Consider the following 24708-nt stretch of genomic DNA (forward strand, 5'->3'; position numbering starts at 1 on the left):
TTTCTTCCGTTCCTGATACTTGCGGTTACGCTTATGGGGCCCCTTGTGGTGGTAGTCACAAGGGGTAGGTGCATACTGGCGGGTAACTACGGTTCACGGTGGAGGTGTCCTGATGGGCAAGCAACGGGCAACGGACTACGACGTACTGATCGTCGGATCCGGGTTCGGCGGAAGCGTGAGCGCGCTTCGTCTCGTGGAGAAGGGCTACAAGGTCGGCGTCATCGAAGCCGGCCGACGGTATGCCGACGAAGATTTCGCGAAGACCAGTTGGGATCTCAAGAAGTTCCTCTGGGCTCCGAAGCTGGGGTGCTTCGGCATTCAGCGCGTGCACCTGTTGCGCGACTGCCTCATTCTCGCGGGCGCAGGCGTCGGCGGCGGGTCGTTGAACTACGCCAACACGCTGTACCAGCCGCCGGAGCCGTTCTTCCAGGACAAGCAGTGGGCGCACATCACCGACTGGCGCAGCGAGCTCACGCCGTACTACGAGCAGGCTCAGAAGATGCTCGGCGTCGTCCAGAATCCGCACATGACGCCCGCCGACGAGATCATGAAGTCGGTCGCCGACGACATGGGTGTCGGCGACACGTTCATCCAGACGCCCGTCGGCGTCTACTTCGGTGAACCTGGCAAGAAGGCGAAGGACCCGTACTTCGGCGGCGTCGGACCCGAGCGCACAGGTTGCATCGAGTGTGGCGAGTGCATGACGGGCTGCCGTCACGGAGCGAAGAACACGCTCCTCAAGAACTATCTGGGCCTTGCCGAGACAGCCGGCGCCGAGATCATTCCGATGACCACCGTGTCCGGGCTTCGTGAGGCTCGCGACGGTTCGTGGGACGTGTTCACCGAGCGAACCGGTGCATTCGGACGAAAGAACCGCCGCACCTACACGGCTGCGAACGTAATTCTCGCGGCCGGAACGTGGGGCACTCAGCATCTGCTCTTCGACATGAAGGACACCGGAGCGCTGCCCAAGCTCTCCGACAAGCTCGGCGAGCTGACTCGAACGAACTCCGAATCCATTGTCGGCGCAGGCAAGTACAAGGTCGATCCCGCACTCGACCTGACCCGCGGAGTGGCGATCACCTCGTCGTTCCACCCGAGCAGCGACACCCACATCGAGCCGGTCCGCTACGGCAAGGGATCGAACGCGATGGGCCTGTTGCAGACCTTGATGACGGACGGCGGCGGCAAGACGCCCCGATGGATCAAGTTCCTCGGTGTGGTTGCGAAGAATCCGTACCAGATGTTGCGCATGTTGACGGTCAAGGACTGGAGTGAGCGCACGATCATCGCGTTGGTCATGCAGAACCTCGACAACTCCATCACCACGTACACGAAGAAGGGCCTGTTCGGTCGACGCAAGGTCACCAGTAAGCAGGGCCACGGTCAGCCGAACCCGACGTGGATCCCGGAGGGCAACGAGGCGACGCGTCGAGTTGCCGAGAAGATCGACGGTGTCGCGGGCGGCACGTGGGGCGAGATCTTCAACGTTCCACTGACGGCGCACTTCCTCGGCGGTTGCGCTATCGCGTCGGATTCCGATCACGGCGTCATCGATCCGTACCACCGCGTGTACGGCTACCCGACGCTCAGCGTCGTCGACGGCGCAGCGGTCTCGGCCAACCTCGGCGTGAATCCGTCGCTGACCATTGCCGCTCAGGCCGAGCGTTCGGCCTCGCTGTGGCCGAACAAGGGGGAGACCGACCTGCGTCCCGCCCAGGGCAGCGGCTACGAGCGTTTGGCTCCGATTGCACCCAAGTCGCCTGTGGTGCCGGCGTCGGCTCCGGCCGCGCTGGTCCTGCCGATCGTGAAGATCACCGGCGGCAAGACAGCTACCGCTGTTCCGGCGGAGCCGGCAGCCGGATAGTTCGCCGCGAACGAAGATGGGGCGTGTCGTCGAGGATTCGACGATACGCCCCATCTCTGTTTCAGAGTGTCAGCCTCCTAGCGACCCGAACAGAGTGCCGAGGTCGAGGCTGCCGGTCCCGCCTCCGGGCCCGCCGTCCGTATCGCCGGGGACGGTCAGGGTCTGCGGCGCGGATGCGGAGGCCGTGTAGCCCGAAGCGCCCACGAATTCGGCGGTGACACTGTAGGTCCCGGAGTTGTAGAACGTCGCCGGTACCGTTGCGACACCGTTGACCACGTCGACCGGTCCACCGATGAGGGTGTCACCGACCTTGAACTGGACCTTGCCCGTGGCGCCGGACGGATCGACCGTTGCCTTGAGCGTCACCGGGGTGTTCTTCTGAACAGTTCCGACAGCGTCGAGAACCGTGGTCGTCTCGACGTCAGCCGGAGCCGGCGTCGTCACACTGACCGGGAATGCCGGGGCAGCGGACGGGGCGAATCCTGGTGAGCCCGTGAACTTCGCGACAACCTTGTGCGTTCCGGTCGAGGTGAAGGTGTACGGAGCGACGGCAACTCCGTCGGTTCCGACCGGAGCACTGACCGTTTCGGTGCCGTCGACGATGAAATCGACGGTGCCGCCGGTACCCTGCGGATCGACCTTGGCAGTCAGGTTGACGTCCTGTCCGACCTTCGCGGTCGACGGCGACACCGTGGCGGTAGTGGTCACGGCGTCCGGCGGTGCATCGGTCGTGACGGTCACGATCTTGGCCGACGCCGACGTCGACGCCAGGAACCCGGGGGCTCCGCTGTAGCTCGCGGTGATGGAGTGCGGTCCGTCCTCGGTGAAGGTCGGGGAGATGCTGGCCGACCCTCCGGTTACCGGCACGGCGTCCTCGAGTGGGTTGTCGCCGTCGAAGAACTGGACGGTTCCACCGTTTGCGCCGCCGCTCACGTTGGCTGACAGGGTGACGGGAGTTCCGTTCTTGGCGTTGGCCGGTCCGACGACTGTGGTGGTGGTTGCCTTGTCCGCCTCGATGATCCGCGTCGTGGCGAGGGGGCCTGCGCCGCTGTTGAGCGGACCGTTCTCGGCGTCACGCGGGGTGCATCGCGTGGGTGCCCAGGCGGTGATGACCAGGGTGGCCTTGGGGAGGAACGTGAGGAAGTTGCGATCGTTGTTCCACGCTCCCGCGCTGCCGCCGGTGCGTACCTTCATCGCGACGTCCCCTGAATCGCCGGCCTTGAGAACTGCCTTGACCTGGGGGAGCTGGAACTGCGTGTAGCCGTCGGCATTGTTGGAACCATCGACGTTCTTGCCGGTCGCCTTGACGACGATGCCGCCCTCGGAGTTGATGCTCGAGCTGGGGCTGTTTCCGATGACCTGGTTGTTTCCGGAGAGGCGCAGAATCGTTCCGTTGGGATCGACGTTGCCGTTCTCGTTGACGCGCAGGATGTTCGGCGCGACACCGCTGAGCCCAGCCGAGGTGCCGGGGACGATGGTGGCTTCCACCAGGGTGGCGTTCGCAGGAACGTCGACGTCGACCTTGATGCGGGAGACGTTCTGGACGGTCGCCCCGGAAGCGGAGCCGGGAAAGGCGATGGGGCCGGGTTGGATGGTGACCTCGAAGGTCTCACCGGCGCCGATGGATTCCGGTGCGTCGACGATGACCGAGCCGGACTGTGACTGCGTGGTCGGACCGGCGACAGCGGACGGGGTTGCCAGGCAACTCGTGCCGAAGGTTGTTGTCACGGGGGCCGCTGATGCGGGGATTCCCGCGAGGATGACGCCACTGGCGAGTGCCGTGGCGGCGATCGGCGCCGCGATGCGACGTCTGGAGTACACGAACATGGATTCTCCTGAGCTGGGTACGGGAGTGGTGTCCAAAGCTGATGTGGGGGACTAGCTTCCGAAGAGCGGGATGAGGCCGCTGAGCGAACCGGTGTCCACGCTTCCGGTGCCGCCGCCGTCGGTCGGTGCGGTGCCGACCTGCACGACCGTCGGGCCGGAGACGGAGTTCTTCCAACCGGCGTCGCCGACGAAGTTGGCAGTGAGGCCGAACGTTCCCTCGTCGTCGAAGGTGTGCGTGAGTGTCGCGACGCCGTTGACGACGGCAACGGGTGCGCCGATGGGCGTCGTGCCGGACTTGAACTGGATCATTCCGTTTGCTGTTCCGGGTGCGACGGTGGCCTTGAGCTGCAATGCCTTTCCGACCTGAGCCGAGCCGCTGACGGTCAGAGACGTCGTGGTGTCGGCGCGGGCGGGTTCGGGATCGGTGACGTTCACCGTGAACGACGTGGACGTGGAGCCGATGAATCCGGTTCCGCCGGAGAACTCTGCCGTCACGGCTGCAGCGCCCGCTGATGCGAAGGTGTGCGGGAGGATCGCGACGCCGTCACCCGTGCCGACCGGTGCGGTACCGACCTCGGCGCCGTCGACCTTGAACGTCACGGTTCCGCTGCTCGGGATGGGGGAGACGGTGGCCGAGAGGTTGGTCGGTTCACCGACAACAGCGGTGAGTGGTTCGACAACGGTGGTCGTGGTTCCCCAGTCGGGATCGCTGACGTCGAGTTGGGTTGCGGTGGAGACGGAATCGCCGTAACCGGCCTCGCCGGTGAACACTGCGGTGAAGCTGTGGGTACCCGAAGCGTCGTAGCTGCGGGTCAGGGAAGCCGTTCCGTTGACTACAGCCACCGGTGCGCCGAGGTTGGTCTCGCCGTCTTTGAACTGCACCGTGCCCACGGCGTTTGCCGGTGTGACGACAGCGCTCACGGTGATGCTGTCACCTACCAGCGCGGCGTTCGGGGCCGAGATCGTGGTGGTGGTGTCCGCGGAGACGTCGACGGTCTGGACTCCGGAGGTCGAGCTGTGGAATCCCGGACCGGCGTTGTACGCGGCGGTGATGTCGTGGGCGCCGACGCTGTCGAAGGTGTGGGAGAGGGTGGCGCTACCGCCCGAGACCGGGACCGGTGAGCCGATGTCGTTGCCGCCGTCCTTGAACTGGACGGTGCCGCTCGCGTCGGACGGCGCAACTGTCGCGGTCAGGTCGACCGGCGTGCCGACCTTCGCCGTTGCCGGGGCAACCAGTGTGGTTCCGGTGGCGACAGACGGGTCGACTACCTGGACGTTGACGTTGATGGGGTTGAGGCCCTGCTGTGTGCTGAAGGCGTTGACGTCGAAGAGCATGCCGCTGTCGTACGTCCCGAATGCTGTGCCGACGGGGACCGTGTAGGTCGCTTCCAGCGTGACGGGTTGGTTCTTCTTGACGACGAATCCACCGACCAGGAAGGTGCAGCCGCTCGAGCACTTCGCGGAGACTCCGCCATCTGATTCGTTGCTGATCGTGGCCCGGTTGGTCACACCCAGGTAGGTGGCCTTGGCGCTGCCCGGCACGAGGACGAATCCTGCGGGCGGGATGTCACGGATCTTTGCGATCGACCGTTCGATGCCGCTTTCGTTGTGCTTGATCTCGGTCTTGTACGTGACGGTGTCGCCTGGGTGAACTGCCGCGTTCCCGATGACACTCTTCGTGAAGATCAGGTTGTCGGTCGTGCCGGTGAAAGTGGTCGGCGGGGCTTCGTCAGCAGTGGCCGGCGTGCCGAGGACTAGAAGTCCGGCGGCAGCCGTCACAGCCGCGACAGGTATGGCGAGTCGTCGTATGAATCGACGCACAGGTCCTCCTCGAGGTGAGCGCCGTTCGGCGGCGCCGGCCGTTTGCGATCGTGATCCTGATCACTTGACGGGCGAGATTACCTTTACTGGACGTTTGGTTCAGGCGAATCGGTCAAACGTCCAGAAAATTCACCCTTCGTCCATTTCGGGCTCTGGCCTGCGATGATGCTGCCGAATTGATTGCCGAAGCTAAGATGCGGGTGATCGGGGCGCCGTTGACCTGGACGGTGGTCTAGATCCGCGCGAGGTCGCTGCGCAGTTCTGAGGGGCGGCCTTTGTAGTGACGTACCTCGCGCTCGCTCGGTCGAGTAGCGGGCTGAGTCCATGCATGCGCAGAAGCGCTGGCTGCGGCGATTAGACTGCACCTGTGGCAGATATCGAGCAGCAGAGACCAGTTCTTGTCGTCGACTTCGGGGCGCAGTACGCGCAGTTGATCGCACGGCGAGTTCGCGAAGCCAAGGTCTACTCGGAGGTGATTCCGCACACCACGACCGTCGAGGAGATCGTGGCCAAGAACCCCTTGGCTGTTGTGCTCTCGGGTGGGCCCTCGAGTGTCTACGCAGACGGTGCTCCCAAGCTTGATCCCGCACTGTTCGATCACGACATTCCGGTTTTCGGAATCTGCTACGGATTCCAGGCAATGGCAGGCGCCCTGGGCGGCACCGTCGCCGAGACCGGTACCCGCGAATACGGCCGAACCGACATCGCGGTATCCGGCGGATTGCTCCACGACGGTCTTCCCTCGACGCAGCCGGTATGGATGAGCCACGGTGACGCCGTCACCGAAGCGCCTTCCGGCTTCGAGGTGACCGCGACCAGCGACGGTGCTCCCGTCGCGGCGTTCGAGGACCGCGCCCGCAAGCTCGCCGGTGTGCAGTACCACCCTGAGGTTCTGCATTCCCCGCACGGTCAGCAGGTCCTGAGCCGCTTCCTGCACGAGATTGCCGGTATTCCGGCAGCGTGGACGGCGTCGAACATCGCCGATGCGCTGATCGAGCAGGTTCGCGAGCAGGTCGGAGACGGACACGCCATCTGCGGTCTGTCCGGTGGCGTCGACTCCGCTGTCGCTGCGGCTTTGGTTCAGCGCGCAATCGGCGACCGGTTGACATGCGTCTTCGTTGATCACGGTTTGATGCGAGCCGGTGAGCGCACGCAGGTCGAGCAGGATTTTGTCGCGGCAACCGGCGCTCGTCTGATCACCGTGGATGCCGCGGACACCTTCATCGGTGAGCTGGCAGGCGTCACCGATCCCGAGACCAAGCGCAAGATCATCGGCCGCGAGTTCATCCGCAGCTTCGAAGGCGCAGTCAGTGATGTTCTGGGCGAGAACGCATCTCATGGTGCGACCGTCGACTTCCTCGTCCAGGGCACGCTCTACCCGGACGTCGTGGAGTCGGGCGGCGGCACGGGAACTGCAAACATCAAGAGCCACCACAATGTCGGCGGGCTGCCGGAAGACCTGCAGTTCAAGTTGGTCGAACCGTTGCGTCTGCTGTTCAAGGACGAGGTCCGTGCAGTGGGCCGCGAACTCGGCCTGCCCGAAGAGATCGTCGGACGCCAGCCGTTCCCCGGTCCCGGACTCGGTATCCGCATCATCGGTGAGGTCACCCGCGATCGCCTCGAGATCCTGCGTCAGGCAGATTCCATTGCGCGCGAAGAGCTTACGTCTGCAGGCTTGGACGGAACCATCTGGCAGTGCCCGGTCGTTCTCCTTGCCGACGTCCGAAGCGTGGGCGTGCAGGGTGACGGCCGGACGTACGGTCATCCGATCGTGCTGCGTCCGGTCTCGAGTGAAGACGCGATGACCGCGGACTGGACGCGTCTGCCGTACGAGACCCTCGAGCGCATCTCGACTCGAATCACCAACGAGGTTGCGGACGTGAACCGCGTAGTCCTCGACGTGACGAGCAAGCCGCCGGGAACTATCGAGTGGGAGTAAAAACAACTGTGCGCCTTTATTAACCCCCCGCGGTTAATAAAGGCGCACAGCAGTTTTACTTCCGGTTGCGCCGATTCGGCAGAATCACCAGCAGTAGTCCTGCCACGACGGCGGCACCGACGAACAGCCAACGGAATTGAATGTTCGCTGCCGGCGCCAGGGAGAATGGCCCGACCAACGCCCACACACTGACCAGAAGTGCGGCCAGTCCGGCGATCAGCAGAAGTGCCGAGGGGCGCTTGGATTCTCGGGTCTCGTCGTGCTCTGTGGTCTCGTCGTATTCGCTCATGATTGCGTCACCTTCAGACTGCCGAACGTTGCTTTGGCGTTGATGGTCAGTGTGGGCGAATCCGGTGTCGCCTCGCGGCCCCGGTGTACTCCGCCGTCGAGGCAACCGGATCCGTCACCCATGACGACGGTGCAGCTGTTCTTGACGTTGACGGTTGGTGGCACCATGACGACGAACTCACCGAACGACGCCGCGACGTCGATGGTCTTGTCCTCGGTGAACTTGACCCCGTTGAGGTCGAGAGTGAAGCTTCCGAAGGCTCCCGAGTACGACGGCTCCAACTCGGAAGCGGTTGCCGGAGTCCATCTTTGCTCACCCGAGGCGTCGAAATCGATCGGGTAGACCAACGAGGCGAGAAGCACGAAACCCACGAGCGGTCCGGTGACGACCAGCAGGCCGTACCCCTTGCGGAAGAATGCCCCGAGGATCAGGCCGAGCGCGATGACGGCGAGTCCGACAGCACCGACTCGGCCGGGAGTGAACCACTCGTTGCCGGTTGCCGCGCCCGCTGCCCCGGTGACGGCGGCGACGATGATCGCGAGTCCGAGCACCGTCAGCGTCCATCGCGAGCGACGCTTACGTGGTGGCAAAGGCAGCAGCGGCGTGGCTTTGACTGCCGGGTCCGGGAGATCCCAGGCGAACGGAGCGACACCGAGCGGATCCCAGGAGGGCGGTGTGATGGCGGCCTCGCCGATCACCTCGGTCGGATTGGCGGCGGCTGAAGCGCTCGGGTCCTTCGACAGGTTGATCGTCGGATGATCGGCCTGAGATTGCGGTGACTGTTCGGCCGGCCGTTCCTCGGGCACGTAGGTGTCGGGGAGTTTTGTGTACGGCGTGTACACGGGCGGCTGATTGGGTGCGAAGTATCCGGGAGTGAACGGCCCGGGCGTGAATCCCGTGCCTGGATACGCGGTACCCGCGCCGACGTACGGGGACGTGCTCTGCGGCAGCGCAGGCGGGACCGGCGCTCGTTGGTAGAGCAGCCACAGGCCTCCGACCATCAGAATCAGCCCGATCAGACCGGAACCACCCAGGCCGACGCCGACAGGCCCGACGGTCGTAGCCGCGATGGCGAGAGCCACCAACAAGACGATGGTCTTGGTACTGGAATCGGAGCTGTGTCCGCGGCCCATCAGCGACTGTGCGGGGGACGATCCGTCACCGGCGCGGGCGAGCACCAACCACCCGGCGAGGTAGAGAAGGATGCCTGAACCGCCGAAAATAGTGGAGGCCACAAACGCGACACGTACCAGAATGGGGTCGATGCCGTACCGGTATCCGATTCCGGCGCATACCCCGGCCACGTGACCTTGTGCCGGCAGACGCACGGGGCGGGTCCGCCACAGATCCTGGATCTGTTCTTGGAAAGTCGGATTGTTCATGAATCAATCCTGGCTTCCGGGGCGGCCTCCGCGCATCAGGGCCAACCCTGATCTTTGTGACGATCGGGGCCAGGGGCGCCGCCCTGATTCAGGGTTGGACCCTGATGTGACTGCGAGTGGTTCGTGCCAGTATCGACTATGTGCAATATCTGTCAGATCCGCCGTTCGTGAGCGGTCCCGCTCCCGGGTTCACGGGAGGCCCGCCCGTCAACGGGGTACCGGTGCATGCCGTACCCATGAAGAAGGGTGTGCCCATTCCGGGCGGTGTTCCATTGCGAAAGCTGGAGCGGCGCTCCGGCGGTCGCATCGTCGCCGGTGTTGCAGGCGGTATCGCCGATCATCTCGGGATCGACGTTCTGAAGGTTCGAGTCGCCTTCGCGATTCTGGCGGCGATGGCCGGATCCGGCATCGTGATTTACGGCGCCCTCTGGATCTTCACCTCCGCCGGCACGGACACCCAGAAGCCGTCCGCGGCCGAGCGGCAGCGGGCGTACGGCTTGATCGCACTCGGATTGGGCGGCGCAGCCGCGTTGTCCTGGCTGTTCAGCGGCACGGCGGGTTCGGTGCTCGCACCGTTCTTCGTCGTCGCGATCGGTGCCGCTTTGGTGTGGCGCGAGTTCGACTCCGACGGTCCCCGGACCGTCATCGGCTTGCCGCAGCGGCCTACCGTTCTCACGTGGGCGCGGGTGGTCGGGGGAGCGACCTTGATCATCTTGGGTCTCGGCGTCGTCGTCCTCGCTCAGGTCGACCTCGAAGCACTGCGCTCGTCCCTGCTGGCCGTGGTGGTGACGCTGATCGGTGTCGGATTGTTGACGGTGCCGCTGTGGCTGCGGATGTGGCGGGCTCTCGGCGCCGAGCGTGCGGCCCGAATTCGCAACGACGAACGTGAAGAGATCGCCTCGCATCTGCACGACTCCGTACTTCAGACGTTGGCGCTGATTCAGAAGCAGTCCGACAATCCGCAAGAGGTGGCGCGCCTGGCCCGTGGTCAGGAACGCGAGCTGCGCAAGTGGTTGTTCAGCGGCGGGGATATCGACCACACGAGCCTGACCGAAGGTCTGAAGATCATCGCCGGTGAAGTGGAGGACCAGCATGGCGTCACGGTCCGCCCCGTCACGGTCGGCGACGTACAACTCGAAGGCGAAGGCGTCGAGAACGGTCTGCCCAAGGAAGCGTTCACCGCGCTCCTCGGTGCGACGCGTGAAGCTCTCGTGAACTCGGCAAAGCACTCGGGGGAGAAGGAAATCAATCTTTTCGCCGAGGTCGAGGGCGACCAGGTCAGTGTGTTCGTTCGTGATCGCGGAGTCGGATTCGACGTCAATGCGGTGCCGGAGGACCGTCAGGGTTTGGCCAAGTCGATTCGTGGTCGCATCGAGCGACGGGGTGGCCGCGTCGTGGTTCGATCCGACATCGGAAAGGGCACCGAGATCCGCGTGCACATGCCGCTCGGTGACTCTGCTCTAAAGTGGGACCAGACTGCTGACCGTGTCGACAACCCCGAGGAACAGCCCCAGTGACTTCGCTTGCGCCGCCCCCGTACCGCGTATTTCTTGTCGACGATCATGCAGTGTTCCGCTCCGGGGTGAGGGCGGAACTCTCGCGCGAGGCAGACATGGACGTAGTCGGTGAAGCCGGTGGCGTCGCTGAGGCGATCGCGGGTATCAACTCGACGAAACCGCATGTCGTTCTGCTCGATGTCCACATGCCTGACGGTGGTGGAGTGGCAGTTCTGCGCGGAATCGATTCCGGCCCGGTGTGCTTGGCGCTCAGCGTTTCCGATGCGGCCGAGGATGTGATCGCGGTGATCCGCGGCGGCGCGCGCGGGTACGTGACCAAGACGATCTCGGGATCCGAACTGGCCGAGGGTGTACGACGCGTTGCCGGTGGTGACGCAGTGTTCGGGCCTCGCCTGGCAGGCTTCGTACTGGACTCCTTCACCGGGCGTTCCAATGCACCCGAACCGCAACTCGATCCGGAACTCGACTCGCTGACTCCGCGAGAACTCGAAGTGCTCAGATTGCTGGCACGTGGGTACACCTACCGTGAAATCGCCGAGGACCTGGTGATTTCCGTGAAGACGGTCGAGACTCACGCATCGAACGTCCTGCGAAAGACTCAGCAGTCCAATCGCAATGCGTTGACGCGTTGGGCACATCGCCGCCAGATCGACTGAATTCCCGCGCGCTCTTTCGCGATTGCGTGCGAAGGCGCACCATGGACCGATGACGGAACCACTGGCGCTCGCGTCGAAGCGTGGGCGTTGGGTTGTCGCCGCCACCGTTCTCGGCTCGAGCATGGCTCTCCTCGACGGCACCGTCGTCAACATTGCTCTTCCTCACATCGGTGAAGAACTGGGTTCCGGTGTCGCTGGACTGCAGTGGACGCTCAGCGGTTACACCTTGGCCTTGGCGTCGCTGATTCTGCTCGGGGGAGCCCTCGGTGATCGTTGGGGTCGGCGACGGGTATTCGTGTGGGGGACGGTCTGGTTCGCGGTCGCGTCGTTGCTCTGCGGAATTGCACCTGACATCACGTTTCTGGTGATTGCACGAATCCTGCAGGGAGTGGGAGCTGCGCTCTTGACACCTGGCAGCCTTGCCATCATCTCCGCGTCACTTCGAGAGGAGGACCGCGGCGCGGCAATCGGATTGTGGTCGGGTTTAGGTGGTGTTGCCGGCGCCATCGGACCGCTTTTCGGTGGTTGGCTGGTGGAAGTGGCGGGATGGCGATCGGTATTCCTGCTCAATATCCCGCTGGCGATCGTCGTGGTGTGGGCAGCGGTGCGCCATGTACCGGAGAGCCGCGACCCGCATCCGCCCGAGCACCTGGACGTGGTCGGATCTGCCTGCGCAGTAGTCGGTCTCGGCGCACTGACGTACGGGCTGATCGAGGTCAACCCGATAGTCGGGCTGATCGGAGTGATCGCGCTCTGCCTGTTCGTCGTGGTGGAACGACGCTCACCGAGTGCCCTTGTGCCGCCGTCCCTGTTCCGTTCGCGGATGTTCGTCGCGGCCAATCTGGTGACCCTTGCGGTCTATGCGGCGCTGGGCGGTGTGTTCTTCCTGCTCGTGCTGCAACTGCAATTGGTTGCCGGGTACTCGCCGGTGGCTGCCGGCGTCGCAACGGTACCGATCACCGTGGCATTGCTGCTGTTGTCTTCGCGCGCGGGCAGTTACGCGCAGACGCACGGACCGCGGTTGCCGATGACGGTCGGGCCCGCCGTTGCCGCGGTGGGGTTGGTGTTGATGACGCGGATCGGCCCGGATGCGTCGTACCTGACCGTCGTGCTGCCGGGAGTTCTGGTGTTCGGGCTCGGCCTGGCGGTGATGGTCGCGCCGTTGACCGCCGCGGTGCTTGGTTCGGTACCGGTGGAGCAGTCCGGAATCGCATCCGGTGTGAACAATGCCGTTGCTCGCACGAGCCAACTTCTTGCCGTCGCGGCCTTGCCTGCCCTCGTGGGTATCGACGCCGAAAGTCTGGTCGATCCGACGAGTTTCTCCGACGGGTTCCGGTACGCGATGTACATCTGTGTGGCACTGCTGTTGATCGGTGCAGCGATCGCCGCGACGCTGATCCGAACTCCGACAGTAGAGCCTGTTCAGGAAGCGGATTCGGTTGCCTGCAAGCCGCATTGTGATCTGACGGGACCTGCAGTGCAACCGAATCCGATGAGGGACTAGACGCTGATGTCGCGATCGCGGCTGGGCACCAAGGGAATTGCTGCGGCGGGAAATGCCGCGACTATCGCGAAGGCGAGCGGGTAGCCGACCGCGCCGATCAGCGCACCGACCACCGGGCCCACTGCTGACGCGGCAATGAACTGCCCGGTGTTCTGTGCGCCCAATGCTTTTCCTTGCCATTTCGGCCCGGCAGCTTCGGCGACGGAAGTGAATGCCAAACCGTTGTCGGCGACGCTGATAGTGGTTGCCAGCAGCAGGATCAAGGCGGGAACGCCCCAAGGCGCTGCGCCGGCTGCCGCCATTGCCAACATGACCGCAGACGCGGAGACGGCAACCAACCGCAGCGGGCCTACTCTGCTTCCGGCGCGATCACTCCAGATGCCGACAACGATGCGTCCGAGTGCACCCACGAACTGGGAGATCCCGATCAGGAGCCCAGCGGGCGCAGCGTCCCATCCTTGCTCGCTGATCAGCCAGACCAGACCGAATGTCGAGAGGGTGAACTGCGGAAACACCAGCAGTGCCGAGACGACGTGAATGCGCCACAGGAACCAGTTCGAGCGATAAGGATTTACCGTTTCGACCGGGATGTCTGTGGGCCGCGCCGCCGGCCGCGGGGGATTGATCAATGCGACGGCGCAGATCAGGGCGAGAACGCCGTTGAGAGCTACCGACAGTCCGACGGCCGAACCGATTCCTACGTTCACAGCGAGAGTCGGGATGGTCAGCGACGCGATGGTCACGCCCAGGGGCTGTGACATCTGCCGGATTCCCATCGCGAGGCCGCGCCGATCCTTGGGAAACCAGCCGACCACAACACGTCCACTGGCAGCGTTGGTGCTCGCCGCAGCCATTCCGCCCAGCAGAAATGCGATCCCGAGGAGGGTGTAGTTGTCGGTGGTGGTCGCGGCCAGCGCGGCGATCGCCGTCAGGCCGAGCCCGATGGAGATGACCCATTTCTCGCCGAATCTGTCAGCCATCGCTCCCCACGCCACCAGCGTGAGAACCATGCCGAAAGTGGGTGCAGCGGCCAGAGTTCCGGCCTGCGTCAACGAGAGGCCGTGCTCGGAATGCAGCAGCGGGATCAAAAAGGCGGGGGTGCTGACGAAGACGGTGCCTGCGGCCTGGGCTGCGACGCCGATTCCGAGCATCGTCCACGCCTTCGGGGAGACGGCCGTCTTTTCCAGCCGCGACGCCTGCGTCATGGTGCCCTCCGATCTCTACGCTGTTCGACGATGCCGACGCTACTCGCGTGGTTTCACATGTTGAAACCAGAATCCCACTATTTGGTCGAACGCGGACGGTTCAGGGTGCGAAGTGCCCACCCCTTTTCGAGTGAACGGTACGACGATCGCCTTGGGTGCGCCGAAAGGTACGTTCGCTCGGGAAGGGTTCAGCGACGGGGCAGGCGAACCGTGAAGACCGTGCGACCATCCACCTGGTCGACGCCGATGGTGCCGCCGTGCAGGTGCACGTTCTCGACGGCGAGCGAGAGTCCGAGTCCGCTGCCCTCGCTGCGTCCGCGCGCGGTGTCGACCTTGTAGAACCGCCGAAAGATCGCCTGCCGGTCTTCGGGTGAGATGCCGGGGCCGTGGTCGACGACGGTGATGACGGAGAAACCGGATTCGACGCTCAACTCGACGCGAACCGGGGGCGCTCCGTGGCGCAGTGCATTGCCGACGAGGTTGGCGACGACAATGTCGATCCGACGCGAATCGACTCTGGCGCTGACACTTTCGGGTGCGCGCAGTTCGACGGTGTCTGTCCATCCGCGGCTCTCGAGTGTGCGCTCGGTCAATTCGACGAGGTCGACGTCGTCGAGGACGAGGTGCGCTTGCTGAGAGTCGTGGCGAGACATTTCGATGAGGTCTTCGACAAGTCGAGTGAGCTTGCCGATCTCACTGCTCACGATGCGCGCGGCAGCGGCGGCGTCGGGCGGAAGATTGGGGATCTCTTCACGGAGGATCTCACTGACCGGCACCAGTGCTGCGAGCGGCGTCCGGAGCTCGTGGGAGACGTCTGCGACAAACCTTCTCGACTGCTCTTCCGATTCTTCCAGACCTCGGATGACCGCTTCGTTGCGAGCGACCATGTTGTTGAACGTTGTTGTGACCTGGGCGAGTTCGGCTACTCCGTCTTCGGGGAGTCGGACGCTGAGGTCGCCGTCGGCAGCGCGGGCGGCCGCCTTGTCCAGGCGTTTGAGCGGACGGACAAGCGTCGACGCGATCCACAGCCCGAGTAGTCCGCTCACCAACACACCGGCGGCGAGGGTGAGGCCGACAGCTCGAAGCAGGTCGTCGAACTTGTCCTGCACTCCTACCAGCGGCCGGATGGTGACGGCTTTGACCAATGTCTCGTTGTCGTAGCTGTCGTCCGCGCTCATGTCCACGACATTGACGGACATTCCCAACATGATGCGCTGGGAGTCGAGCCTCTCGAAACGGATCAGCTTCGGACTGTCCAAACCTTCGTCGAAGCTGGGCGGAATGGTCGCCGCATCCACGGATCCTTGACGGATGACTTCGCCGTCGACGATCAGCGTCATGTCGGACTGGAAGATCTGTTGGAGGTTGGCAGGCGTCAACTCGTCTACCGGTGTTCCGTTGACGTATTGCAGTTCGTCGCGAAATTGTGCGGTCGCGACATCCTGAGCGTTGGAATAGATCCACGACCGTGCCATGAACGAGACGACACCCGCGGTTGCCCCGGCGATGATCACGACGATTGCGATGAACACGAGCACGAGCCTGGTTCGCAGACCGTCGACCTGAAGCCAGGTCGGTCTCATCGGGCTGGGCTGGTGTTGAAGCGATACCCGAACCCGCGCACCGTTTCGATGACGGTCGGTGCGGCCGGGTCGTCCTCGATCTTTCCGCGCAGCCGCTGCACTGCTGCATCGACGATTCTGGAATCACCCAGATACTCCTGGTCCCAGGCTGCGGACAACAACTGTCGGCGGCTCAGGACCTGTCCGGGGTTCTCGGTCAGCGCCAGGATCAGTCGGAGTTCGGTCGGGGTGAGGGTCAGCAGCATCCCGGCCTTGCGGACCTGCAGCGACGACCGATCCAATTCCAGGTCGCCGAACGTCTCTGCACCCGGCGTCGCATCCGGGCGCGTCGTTGCGGGTGCCGAGCGCCGCACGACGGCTTTGATACGAGCGTCGAGGACGCGCGGACTGGCCGGTTTGACGACGTAGTCGTCGGCACCGGCTTCCAGGCCGGCGACGGTGTCGATGTCGTCGGACCGAGCGGTCAGAATGATGATCGGGATCGAACTTCGGGTGCGGATACGTCGGCAGATCTCGTAACCGTCGGCACCCGGCAGCCCGAGGTCGAGTAGGACGAGGTCCGTGGCACCCAGGGCGTCGTCGAAATCACCGTTACCGTCGGGGCGATGGCTGACGTTGTGCCCGAGTCGGTTCAGTCCCAACGTGATTGCCTCGGCCACGGCTGGATCGTCTTCTATGAAAAGAATGCTCACCATGAGCTCACCTTGGACTCGCCATGATCAGGGGCCTTCTGCGGTCGGAGAAATCTCGGTCAGCCAAGGGTACAGGGGTCACACTCGCGAGAGTCGCTCGTTGCCTGAGTCTGCCAGCACCGCATGCCGGGCGACGCTGGTGTTCAACGGAAATGCCGACACAGCGAGGGTGTAGCAGCCGACGAGCAGTAGTGCACCGATCACGTCGCTCGGGCGGTGCCATTGCAGCACGACTACCGAGATCGCGGTTCCGATGGTGATCAGCGCACCGTTGACCGCAACGACCGCCCGCCACCTCGAGGGCGTGACGATCACGATCGCGCAGACCAGAGCAGCTATGGCCGTCAAAGTGCCGCTGGGGAAGGAATTGTGCATCACCAGACCGTTCAGGTCCGGTCGATCCAGCGATTGTTTGAGAACCCAGGCCGTCGTGATGGGACCGAGGGTCACGACGACGACGCGTAAAGCTAGCGCAATCGGGTTGTTGCGCAATGTGATCATGAGCGCCACGAGCACTCCTCCCACTATCAGTATCGGGGTGACGAGGCCGATGAACTCGGCGGAGAACACGCTGAGGCGTTCGGAGGTGGCCGCACCCACCATGAGTTGTTGGTCGACGATCTGACCACCGGTGGTGTTGACCGCCAATTCGAATTCGACGACTCCGAGGATCAAGAGTGCCAGTGCGGCAATCAGTCTCGCTGGTTTGACTCGTGTCATGATCAGCCTTCCGCTCTCTCGTCCGAGGGGTTGCTCAGTTGTGGCGGGCATTCCCCGCCAGGAGTGGTTGCCAATTCGAAATGCCACATCTCGTTGGCGTAGGTCTGGCAGAGGCCGTAATCGCTGCCGTGCTGAATGAGCCAGTCGTCGGCGTCGGTCGGTCCGATGTCGACGGCCTGTCCACTGACATGCTTGGACAGGCTCGGCGAGTGCACCCACTTGGACGCTTCGTCCACGCTGCCGTACTTGACGACGGCTTCGTCGAACAGTCGCTGTTGGTATGCCGCGGACCGCCAACCCGACGTGACGTGCATGTCCACGCCGGATGCCTGTGCGTCGGCCGCTGCCGACTGGAGCGCCGCGAGCAGTGCGGAATCGAGACGGGCAAGCGCGGGCACATGAGTGTCCTGCAAGCTGATGCCGTCCTCGATCTCGCCGCCTGAGGGTCCTGAATCAGGCTGAGTGGCAAGGTAGTTACCGCTCTTCGGTTGTGCTTCTTCTGTGTACGAGCAGGAGCTGAGCGCGACCGCACCGAGCACGACTGCACCGAGTGCGACGAAGCGGATGATTCCGCGGTGGCTGGGCATACAACAGAGACTTCTCGGTCAGTGTCACCGGCAGGTGGTCACCGTTCGTCGACGGTGTCACGGTCTGCAACAGCTCTGTAACAGGACGGAACGGGGCTGGTGAGCGCGCGCTACGCGGGGCGCGGGATCGACGCGAAAGTCGACAGCTCGAACCACGAAGGCAGGCTACGACGCAACGCAGTAGGCCCAGAAATGGTGACGTCACCGGACCGTATGGCGTCCGACCAGGTCAGGTTACCTCGCCAGATCTCGGTCATCTGTCGCAAGCCCGCAGAGACCGACACTGCAACGTCGAAACCCGGATCGATATCGCACATGTCCACCTCACCGGAATTGATGACGAGCCACCAGTTCCGCGAATGTCCACGTACTCCGGAGAATGCGAAGTGCACCACGGTCTTGCCTTCAGGCACCACGGAATGATCCACGCGGCGATGCATGTCCCACAGCAGCAGCTTCGGATCCAGATCTTCGTCGCCCAGTTCACCGATCCACCTGGTACCCCAGATGCCGAGAGCTTCGACCACAGGGCGCAGTTCGCGGCCGGCGTCGGTCAGACGATAGCTGACGACACAGTCGGTTTCTTCTCGCTCCACGATGCCGGCGACCGCGAGTTGGTGAAGCCGGGTCGAGAGCAGAGTCGGTGACATTCGCGGGAGCCCGCGGCGGAGATCGTTGAAATGTTCGCTTCCCATGATCAGTTCGCGGAGGAGAAGCAGTGTCCACCGCTCGTCGAGTAGCTCCATCGCCTTGGCGACGGGGCAGAACTGGTGGTACGAGGACCCCATCTCTCGATCGTAGGCCTCCGGGGTGCTCCGGTACAGATTTCGTACTGGAGAGGAGCGAACCGTCGTCGTAGCGTCGGAGTAACGGCATGAACGCTGTCAGGCTCCGAGTACGAAAATTATTGAAGGAGAACGGTAATGAGTGAATCAACGGGGACTCTCGGGTTGGACCGGGAGCTGAAGGCCAAGCACCGGGCAATGTGGGGGCTCGGTAACTATCCGGCGGTGGCGACGCAGGTCATCGCGGAACTCGGACCTGTATTGGTGCGTGAATGCGGCGTGCAGAAAGGAGATCGGGTGCTCGACGTCGCGGCGGGGTCCGGCAACGCCGCCATTCCGGCGGCTGCGCTGGGTGCGCAGATGATCGCCACCGACCTGGCTCCCGAACTGTTCGTGGCAGGACGGGAGGCCGCGGCGCTCGCGGGTGTCGAACTCGATTGGCAGGAGGCCGATGCCGAGGCTCTTCCGTTCGGCGACAACGAGTTCGACGTAGTGCTCTCGTGCGTCGGTGTGATGTTTGCCCCGCATCATCAGCGCGCCGCGGACGAACTTTTGCGAGTATGCCGACCCGGTGGAAAGATCGGAGTGCTGAGTTGGACTCCGACGGGGTTCATCGGCGAGATGTTCAAAACGATGAAGCCGTATGCACCGCCCCCGCCTCCTGGTTCGCAGCCGGCGCCTTTGTGGGGCGACGAGAACCATGTTCGTGATCTGCTCGGCGATGTTGCCGCGAGGAAAGACGTACTTCGTGTGGACACATTCAGCGGGCCGGAAGATTTCCGCGATTTCTTCAAGAAGAATTACGGCCCGACCATCGCGGTGTACCGGAACATCGCCGGCGATCCTGACCGCACGCAGGCGCTCGATCGCGATCTGCTCGAGTTGGCAAAGAAGTACGGCAGCGGAAGCGAGCCGTTCGTGATGGAGTGGGAGTACCTGCTTCTCACCGCGACACCCGATGAGGGCGGTGCATGATGACGACGGTCGAGTTCGCGCCACTGAAGTCGGCGATCACGGGTTCTGTGTTCAGCCCCCGAGATCCGGAGTACGACGACGCCAGGTCGATCTGGAACGGGCAGATCGATCATCGTCCGGCGGTGATCGCCAGGTGCCGGTCGGCGTCGGATGTGTCTGTGGCACTTGCATTTGCCAGAGCCCATTCGTTGGAGGTTTCGGTCAGAGGTGGTGGGCATTCCTACCGAGGTACCTCGGTGTGTGAAGGCGGTGTGATGATCGATCTCAGTGCGATCAACGTAGTCAGTGTCGCCCCGTCCGCGAAGCGAGCCAGGGTCGGTGGTGGTGCGACGATTGCCGACCTCGACGCCGCGACGCAGGAACACGGATTGGCAGTGACCGGTGGAGTGATCAGTGATACCGGCGTCGGTGGCCTGACCCTCGGCGGCGGCATGGGGTGGTTGACGCGCACGCTCGGCCTGGCGATCGACAATCTGGTGTCGGCAGAGGTGGTGCTCGCCGACGGTTCGATCGTGCGGGCCTCCGAGAACGATCACAGCGACTTGTTCTGGGCGCTGCGCGGCGGCGGCGGAAACTTCGGAGTGGTCACCGAGTTCGAGTACCGTCTGAGCGAGATCGGTCCGGAAGTGCATCTGGGACTGTTCTTCTGGGGGATGGAGGACGGACCCGCAGCGCTTCGTCTGTGCCGCGAAGTGGTGCCTGCCCTGCCGAGAAATGCCGGAGCGATGGTTGCCGTCGGTTTGTCCGCGCCTCCGGCACCGTTTGTTCCGGATCAGTTTCACCTGCTGCCCGGATACGCGTTGCTGGTAGCCGGTTTCGGATCGGAAGAGGAACACTCGAACGCGATTGCGCCGATTCGAGAGGGCGTGCCGACGCTGTTCGAGTTCGTCACCCCGCTCCCGTACATCGGTTTACAGTCGATGCTCGACGAATCGGAACCATGGGGTGCATACGCCTATGAGAAGGCCTTGGACCTGGTGGATTTCTCCGACGACGTGATCGATGTTCTGACCGAGCAAGCGGGCAAGAAATCGTCGCCGATGTCCTTCATGCCGATCTTTCCGCTGCAGGGAGCTTTCACCTCCGTCGGCGAGGACGACACTGCGTTCGGTGGTTCTCGCACACCACATTACGTGTGCAACATGACGGCTACGGCCACCGATGCCGGGACACTGGAATTGGATCGATCGTGGGTGCGTGAGACCTGGGAAGCCTTGCGTCCGTTCTCGTCCAATCAAGGCGGGTACGTCAACTTCATGACCGATGTCGACGAGGACCGAGTGCGAGCGTCCTACGGTGCGGCGAAGTACGCGCGATTGTCCGCCGTCAAGGCGAAGTACGACCCGGACAACGTGTTTCACCTCAACGCAAACATTCTGCCCGCGTAGAGCGTCCGGTCAGGCCGTGAACACCAGGATGACGACGATCAGTGCGGCCAAGATGATGACGGCAACCATGCCTGTCATGGCGAGGGGAGCCCAAGCCACTACCTTGTCGCGGGTGCTGGCATCGGCGGGGCCGGTCGGTATCCGCGGCGGCCAGGAGAACATGTCCATGGGGCTGGGAACGTTCCGCAGTGGCGTGTTCTGTTGCACTGCAGGCAGTCCGGTGATCGTGGAGCCGGTCAGGCGATTGCGGCGGTGTGGGTCGGCGAGTTGTGTGGTGCGGTGAGCCCACGCCGGCACGGCGCCTTCGGACGAGTAGACGGGAGCGTCGATCAACTGCTCGATCGTGCCACCGCCCGTCGCGGCTGCAGCGAGCGCGTCGCGTGCCTGAGCCATCGTCGGCCGACGGGTGGGGTCCGGCTCGAGGAGCTGAAGGAGAACGTCGGTGAGCGGTCCGGACTTGGTGGGTCGGTAGATCTCGGCCTTGGCGACACGATGCAGTAGAGCGATGGCGTCCGAGTCGATGCCGAAGGGCGGTTGACCCTCGATCACCGTGTAGAGCGTCGACCCGAGTGAGAAGACGTCACTGGCCTCGGTGGGATCGTCGCCGCGGGCAACTTCGGGTGCAAAGTACGCGGGAGTGCCGGTGATGACCTCGTCCTGGGTGTCGGATACGTCGCTCTTTGCGCGGGCGATGCCGAAGTCACTGATCTTGACGGTGCCGAGAGACTTGCCTCGGTCGGCGATCAGGATGTTGCCGGGCTTGATGTCGCGGTGGACGATGCCGGCGGCGTGCGCCTCGGTGAGTGCCGCAGCGATCTGCGCGCCGATCTGCGCGACCTCCAGCGGTGGCAACGTGTCGGCCAGGTTCATCGCCTGGGCGAGGCTGCGGGCGGGGAAGTACTCCATGACCAACCACGGTTCACCGGACTCGATCGCGACGTCGTACATGGCGATGGAGTGGGGGTGGGTGAGCTTTGCGGCGTTCCTGCCTTCGCGCAATGTACGTTCACGGACCTCTTCGGCCGTTTCGGTGTCGAGGCCTTCCGTGCTTGTGACCTGTTTCACCGCGACGTCACGGCTGAGGAGGGTGTCGCGGGCCAGCCAGACGGCGCCCATGCCTCCGTCGCCGATCTTGGAGTGGAGTCGGTACCGCCCCGCCAGCAGGTATTCGGGCCCGATGCCCCTCCCGGTCTGCTCCTGAGCTGTCACATCTCAAGGTTAATGGATTGATGCCACTGTGACGCTCGAGGCTCCTGTGAACTGGGTTTTTTGCTCTGCTTGACGTGTCGGGGGTGACACGGTTTACTGAAAACAGTTCGAAAATATGTTCGAAATTGCTGTTCGTTGGATGCATGTCAGACCCGACTTCCCCGCGGTTTGCCGGCTGGTTATGGATTGCTGCCGAGTGAGTTTTTCCGGTGTTCCGGAGGATGGGGATGACCGAGGTGACCGAGTTGGTGGAGCTGTCGGCAGATGCGGCGGGGTTGTCCCGTCAGGATCGGCTGGCACAGCTCCGCCGACAGATCGCGTCCATTCCCTCTCGCGGCGATACGTCGTTTTCGGGACCGAGTGTTTCCGTGGCTGGTGTTTCCGGGACAAGTGCAGCAGCCTTCGAGAGTGTTGCCGACCGGGAAATGCCGGTCGTGGACCGCGCGCACAAGGCTGGTGTTCTCCCAGTGCCGGAAGGTATCGGGGCATTGCTACCGCAGGGCGGTTTGGTGCGCGGAACCGTGGTGTCCGTCGAGGGCGCTGCTTCCTTGCTCTTGGGATTGGTCGCGTCCGTGACGGCGTCCGGGGGGCATGTGGCAGTCATCGGGCAACCTCGACTGGGATTGCTGGCGGCGTACGAGATGGGTGCGCAACTGGAACGTCTGGCGCTCATTCCGGCGCCTGGGCCGGATCCGGTCGAGATCGCTGCTGTGCTGCTCGACGGTATGGATCTGGTGATTCTGGGATTGGCGGGTGCGTCGGTATCCCCGTCGCGTGCGCGAGCGGTGGTGGCGCGCGCCCGGAGCAAGGGCTCGACTCTTGTTGTCACCGAAGGTCACTGGGACGGGGCCGAAGTTCGGTTGGACGCTCGGGTTCATGGTTACGGTGGGTTCGGTCAGGGCCGTGAGTTGGGGCGTGGTCGGCTCAGTTCCCTGAGCCTCGCGGTTCGTGCTCGGGGGCGCTCGTTCCAGCCCCGGACCACGCGTCTGGACATCTGTAGTGCAGCCGGGCGGGTCGAGTGGGTACCTTCCCGGCCGGTCGAGGCCGTGTCGGAGCAGGTGGTGTCGGAGCAGGTGGTGTCGTCGCGGGTGGTGTCACTGTGAGCAGAGTTCTGGCGTTGTGGTGCCCGGACTGGCCGGCGGTGGCAGCGGCAGCGCTTGCCGATCTTCCTGCCACGCATCCTGTCGCGGTCACCTCGGGTAATCGGGTGATCGCATGTTCGGCGACGGCCCGCGCGGAGGGAGTGCGACGAGGCCTGCGCCGACGCGAGTCGCAGGCCCGCTGCCCGGAACTGTATGTGGCGATGGCAGATCCGGAACGCGACGCCAGATTGTTCGAGCCGGTCGCCGCGGCCATCGATGCGGTGGCACCGGGCGTCGAGGTACTCCGTCCCGGTTTGTTGGTGCTCAGTGCGCGAGGTGTCAGTCGGTACTTCGGTTCGGAGGAAGCCGCGGCGGAACGATTGGTGGATCAGGCATCTGCTGCGGGCGTCGAGAGTCAGGTGGGTGTGGCGGATCAACTGTCCACAGCGGTCATTGCCGCGCGCCGGGCAGCGCTGGTGCCGCCGGGGGAGGGGGCACGGTTTCTGGCGCCGCTACCCATGCCGGAGTTGGCGGCCGAGCCCAGTCTGTCTGCGCCGCATCGCGGGGAGTTGGTGGATCTGCTGCGCAGGCTCGGGATCAGAACCATCGGTGCTTTCGCGGATTTACCGGCAGTGGACGTCGCTTCGCGTTTCGGGGCCGATGCGGTGCTCGCGCATCGTGCGGCGCGCGGTGAACCCGAGCGGCCACCGTCGGCGCGGACGCTTCCGCCGGATCTGGAAGTGGAGCAGCATTACGATCCGTCGATCGAGCGGGTGGATGCCGCAGCGTTTGCCGGGCGCGCCTTGGCGAGTCTCCTGCACGACAAATTGTCGGCTGCCGCAGTGGCGTGTACCCGCCTGTCGATTTCGGCCAGCACGGGCAACGGTGAAAATCTTTCTCGGACTTGGCGTTGCGCCGAACCTCTGACACCGGAGGGAACGGCCGATCGAGTGCGATGGCAACTGGACGGCTGGCTCAGCGGGCGCAGTGAGACCCGGCCGACCGCAGGCATAGCGGTGTTGCGTCTGGAACCGGTGGAGGTGGTCAGTGCCGGCGCTTTGCAGTTGGGGCTGTGGGGCGGTGTCGGCGACGAGGAGGAGCGGGCCAGGCGAGCATTGGTGCGCGTGCAAGGTCTTCTGGGCGGCGAATCGGTTCAGGTCGGTGTCCTGAGCGGTGGTCGAGGGCCCTCGGAGCGAATTACCCTGTTGCCCTTGGGTGACGAGCGGGTAGCTGCTCATGATCCGACAGCCCCGTGGCCTGGTCGTCTGCCGCAGCCGTCTCCGGGGTCGATCTTCGTCGACAATCCCAAGGTATGGCTGGAGGATGTAGCCGGCAACGCCGTGTACGTCACTGAGCGCGGTGTCTTCAGCTCGCAGCCGGGAAGGCTGAAGTGGGGGAGCAAGGAATGGGCAGTGCAGGGATGGGCCGGGCCCTGGCCGGTGGACGAGCGATGGTGGGACGCAGCCTCGGCGCGCACGGCCGCGCGGGCTCAGGTGCTGTTGGAGGAATCGCGGGCGTTGCTGATGATCTGTGAAGGCGGTGGATGGTCGGTGGAGGGCGTGTACGAATGAGCTCGTAGGTACAGCCAGCTGTACCGGACATGGTCGAGTCGACTGTACGAACAGTAGGGGCGCTGGCGCCATCGCACTGACGCCGTCGGGCGCCTAGCGTTGATGACAT

General features: G+C 64.0%; 20 protein-coding genes. 9 read left to right on the forward strand and 11 right to left on the reverse strand.

The annotated features are described in order from the left end of the window. Positions 1–112 precede the first annotated feature (112 nt). Positions 113–1867 carry a GMC oxidoreductase gene (locus QM609_RS17775; RefSeq protein WP_003940689.1) on the forward strand — a complete coding sequence of 585 codons (1755 nt, stop codon included), beginning with the start codon at positions 113–115 and terminating at the stop codon, positions 1865–1867. 69 nt (positions 1868–1936) lie between these two features. Here the strand turns inward: QM609_RS17775 and QM609_RS17780 are convergent, their stop codons facing one another. Beyond that, positions 1937–3694, reverse strand: a complete 1758-nt coding sequence (locus QM609_RS17780; RefSeq protein ID WP_003940813.1) for an Ig-like domain-containing protein — start codon at positions 3692–3694, stop codon at positions 1937–1939. 51 nt (positions 3695–3745) lie between these two features. Beyond that, complete coding sequence (locus QM609_RS17785) at positions 3746–5515, reverse strand: Ig-like domain-containing protein (RefSeq protein WP_003940887.1); 1770 nt, start codon at positions 5513–5515, stop codon at positions 3746–3748. 367 nt (positions 5516–5882) lie between these two features. On the opposite strand from QM609_RS17785, the gene guaA reads away from it, so the two are divergent. Then, entirely contained in the window at positions 5883–7454 is a 1572-nt protein-coding gene (guaA, locus tag QM609_RS17790) for a glutamine-hydrolyzing GMP synthase (protein ID WP_007727510.1), read from the forward strand. Positions 7455–7509: 55 nt separating this feature from the next. On the opposite strand, the gene QM609_RS17795 is transcribed toward guaA, so the two are convergent. Next, positions 7510–7743, reverse strand: a complete 234-nt coding sequence (locus QM609_RS17795; protein WP_003940832.1) for a hypothetical protein — start codon at positions 7741–7743, stop codon at positions 7510–7512. Beyond that, positions 7740–9125 (reverse strand): PspC domain-containing protein, encoded by a 1386-nt coding sequence (locus QM609_RS17800; RefSeq protein ID WP_050656356.1) that lies wholly within the window; start codon positions 9123–9125, stop codon positions 7740–7742. The genes QM609_RS17795 and QM609_RS17800 overlap by 4 nt, the downstream gene beginning before the upstream one ends. A 236-nt stretch (positions 9126–9361) precedes the next feature. On the opposite strand from QM609_RS17800, the gene QM609_RS17805 reads away from it, so the two are divergent. The 3 genes from QM609_RS17805 to QM609_RS17815 are packed head-to-tail and all read left to right on the forward strand — an operon-like array spanning position 9362 to position 12802. Then, positions 9362–10642, forward strand: a complete 1281-nt coding sequence (locus QM609_RS17805) for an ATP-binding protein (protein WP_037125680.1) — start codon at positions 9362–9364, stop codon at positions 10640–10642. Continuing rightward, entirely contained in the window at positions 10639–11298 is a 660-nt protein-coding gene (locus QM609_RS17810; protein WP_003940972.1) for a response regulator, read from the forward strand. Before QM609_RS17805 ends, QM609_RS17810 begins: the two co-directional genes overlap by 4 nt. Positions 11299–11347: 49 nt before the next feature. After that, positions 11348–12802 (forward strand): MFS transporter, encoded by a 1455-nt coding sequence (locus QM609_RS17815; RefSeq protein WP_007727505.1) that lies wholly within the window; start codon positions 11348–11350, stop codon positions 12800–12802. On the opposite strand, the gene QM609_RS17820 is transcribed toward QM609_RS17815, so the two are convergent. The 6 genes from QM609_RS17820 to QM609_RS17845 all read right to left on the reverse strand — a co-directional run bounded on the left by QM609_RS17820 (position 12799) and on the right by QM609_RS17845 (position 18377). Then, positions 12799–14007, reverse strand: coding sequence for an MFS transporter (locus QM609_RS17820; protein WP_050656355.1), 1209 nt, complete (start codon positions 14005–14007; stop codon positions 12799–12801). The genes QM609_RS17815 and QM609_RS17820 overlap by 4 nt on opposite strands. A gap of 188 nt (positions 14008–14195) precedes the next feature. Next, positions 14196–15590: a sensor histidine kinase gene (locus QM609_RS17825; RefSeq protein ID WP_003940854.1), complete on the reverse strand. Its 1395-nt coding sequence runs from the start codon at positions 15588–15590 to the stop codon at positions 14196–14198. After that, positions 15587–16285 carry a response regulator transcription factor gene (locus tag QM609_RS17830; RefSeq protein WP_003940940.1) on the reverse strand — a complete coding sequence of 233 codons (699 nt, stop codon included), beginning with the start codon at positions 16283–16285 and terminating at the stop codon, positions 15587–15589. Before QM609_RS17830 ends, QM609_RS17825 begins: the two co-directional genes overlap by 4 nt. Before the next feature lie 75 nt (positions 16286–16360). Then, positions 16361–17002: a phosphatase PAP2 family protein gene (locus tag QM609_RS17835; RefSeq protein WP_047270193.1), complete on the reverse strand. Its 642-nt coding sequence runs from the start codon at positions 17000–17002 to the stop codon at positions 16361–16363. 2 nt (positions 17003–17004) lie between these two features. Then, on the reverse strand, positions 17005–17589 hold the full coding sequence (locus QM609_RS17840) for a M15 family metallopeptidase (protein WP_003940687.1): 585 nt from the start codon (positions 17587–17589) through the stop codon (positions 17005–17007). A gap of 110 nt (positions 17590–17699) precedes the next feature. Next, complete coding sequence (locus tag QM609_RS17845; protein WP_003940889.1) at positions 17700–18377, reverse strand: winged helix-turn-helix transcriptional regulator; 678 nt, start codon at positions 18375–18377, stop codon at positions 17700–17702. 135 nt (positions 18378–18512) lie between these two features. On the opposite strand from QM609_RS17845, the gene QM609_RS17850 reads away from it, so the two are divergent. Both QM609_RS17850 and QM609_RS17855 read left to right on the forward strand, forming a co-directional pair. Further along, complete coding sequence (locus QM609_RS17850; RefSeq protein ID WP_050656354.1) at positions 18513–19349, forward strand: class I SAM-dependent methyltransferase; 837 nt, start codon at positions 18513–18515, stop codon at positions 19347–19349. After that, complete coding sequence (locus QM609_RS17855) at positions 19346–20737, forward strand: FAD-binding oxidoreductase (RefSeq protein WP_003940869.1); 1392 nt, start codon at positions 19346–19348, stop codon at positions 20735–20737. Before QM609_RS17850 ends, QM609_RS17855 begins: the two co-directional genes overlap by 4 nt. A gap of 9 nt (positions 20738–20746) precedes the next feature. Here QM609_RS17855 and QM609_RS17860 read toward each other — a convergent pair whose 3' ends face one another. Continuing rightward, entirely contained in the window at positions 20747–21946 is a 1200-nt protein-coding gene (locus QM609_RS17860; RefSeq protein ID WP_283337323.1) for a serine/threonine-protein kinase, read from the reverse strand. 227 nt (positions 21947–22173) lie between these two features. Here QM609_RS17860 and imuA' point away from each other — a divergent pair, with 227 nt between their 5' ends. Both imuA' and QM609_RS17870 read left to right on the forward strand, forming a co-directional pair. Then, positions 22174–23049 (forward strand): DnaE2-dependent mutagenesis accessory factor ImuA', encoded by an 876-nt coding sequence (imuA', locus tag QM609_RS17865; protein ID WP_042449713.1) that lies wholly within the window; start codon positions 22174–22176, stop codon positions 23047–23049. Continuing rightward, the gene (locus tag QM609_RS17870) at positions 23046–24599 is read left to right on the forward strand and encodes a DNA polymerase Y family protein (RefSeq protein WP_076949016.1); all 1554 of its coding nucleotides are present in this window, start codon (positions 23046–23048) and stop codon (positions 24597–24599) included. Before imuA' ends, QM609_RS17870 begins: the two co-directional genes overlap by 4 nt. Positions 24600–24708 lie beyond the last annotated feature (109 nt).

The organism is Rhodococcus sp. IEGM 1302, assembly GCF_030056935.1.
Taxonomy (GTDB): domain Bacteria; phylum Actinomycetota; class Actinomycetes; order Mycobacteriales; family Mycobacteriaceae; genus Rhodococcus_F; species Rhodococcus_F qingshengii.

What these genes read in the sequence shown, in the direction of transcription:
- QM609_RS17800 (WP_050656356.1), bottom strand. Translation starts at nt 9,125, where the DNA reads ATGAACAATCCGACTTTCCAAGAACAGATCCAGGATCTGTGGCGGACC.
- QM609_RS17775 (WP_003940689.1), top strand. Translation starts at nt 113, where the DNA reads ATGGGCAAGCAACGGGCAACGGACTACGACGTACTGATCGTCGGATCC.
- QM609_RS17850 (WP_050656354.1), top strand. Translation starts at nt 18,513, where the DNA reads ATGAGTGAATCAACGGGGACTCTCGGGTTGGACCGGGAGCTGAAGGCC.
- QM609_RS17835 (WP_047270193.1), bottom strand. Translation starts at nt 17,002, where the DNA reads ATGACACGAGTCAAACCAGCGAGACTGATTGCCGCACTGGCACTCTTG.
- QM609_RS17855 (WP_003940869.1), top strand. Translation starts at nt 19,346, where the DNA reads ATGATGACGACGGTCGAGTTCGCGCCACTGAAGTCGGCGATCACGGGT.
- QM609_RS17815 (WP_007727505.1), top strand. Translation starts at nt 11,348, where the DNA reads ATGACGGAACCACTGGCGCTCGCGTCGAAGCGTGGGCGTTGGGTTGTC.
- imuA' (WP_042449713.1), top strand. Translation starts at nt 22,174, where the DNA reads ATGACCGAGGTGACCGAGTTGGTGGAGCTGTCGGCAGATGCGGCGGGG.
- QM609_RS17820 (WP_050656355.1), bottom strand. Translation starts at nt 14,007, where the DNA reads ATGACGCAGGCGTCGCGGCTGGAAAAGACGGCCGTCTCCCCGAAGGCG.
- QM609_RS17840 (WP_003940687.1), bottom strand. Translation starts at nt 17,589, where the DNA reads ATGCCCAGCCACCGCGGAATCATCCGCTTCGTCGCACTCGGTGCAGTC.
- QM609_RS17805 (WP_037125680.1), top strand. Translation starts at nt 9,362, where the DNA reads ATGAAGAAGGGTGTGCCCATTCCGGGCGGTGTTCCATTGCGAAAGCTG.
- QM609_RS17780 (WP_003940813.1), bottom strand. Translation starts at nt 3,694, where the DNA reads ATGTTCGTGTACTCCAGACGTCGCATCGCGGCGCCGATCGCCGCCACG.
- QM609_RS17795 (WP_003940832.1), bottom strand. Translation starts at nt 7,743, where the DNA reads ATGAGCGAATACGACGAGACCACAGAGCACGACGAGACCCGAGAATCC.
- QM609_RS17825 (WP_003940854.1), bottom strand. Translation starts at nt 15,590, where the DNA reads ATGAGACCGACCTGGCTTCAGGTCGACGGTCTGCGAACCAGGCTCGTG.
- QM609_RS17830 (WP_003940940.1), bottom strand. Translation starts at nt 16,285, where the DNA reads ATGGTGAGCATTCTTTTCATAGAAGACGATCCAGCCGTGGCCGAGGCA.
- QM609_RS17845 (WP_003940889.1), bottom strand. Translation starts at nt 18,377, where the DNA reads ATGGGGTCCTCGTACCACCAGTTCTGCCCCGTCGCCAAGGCGATGGAG.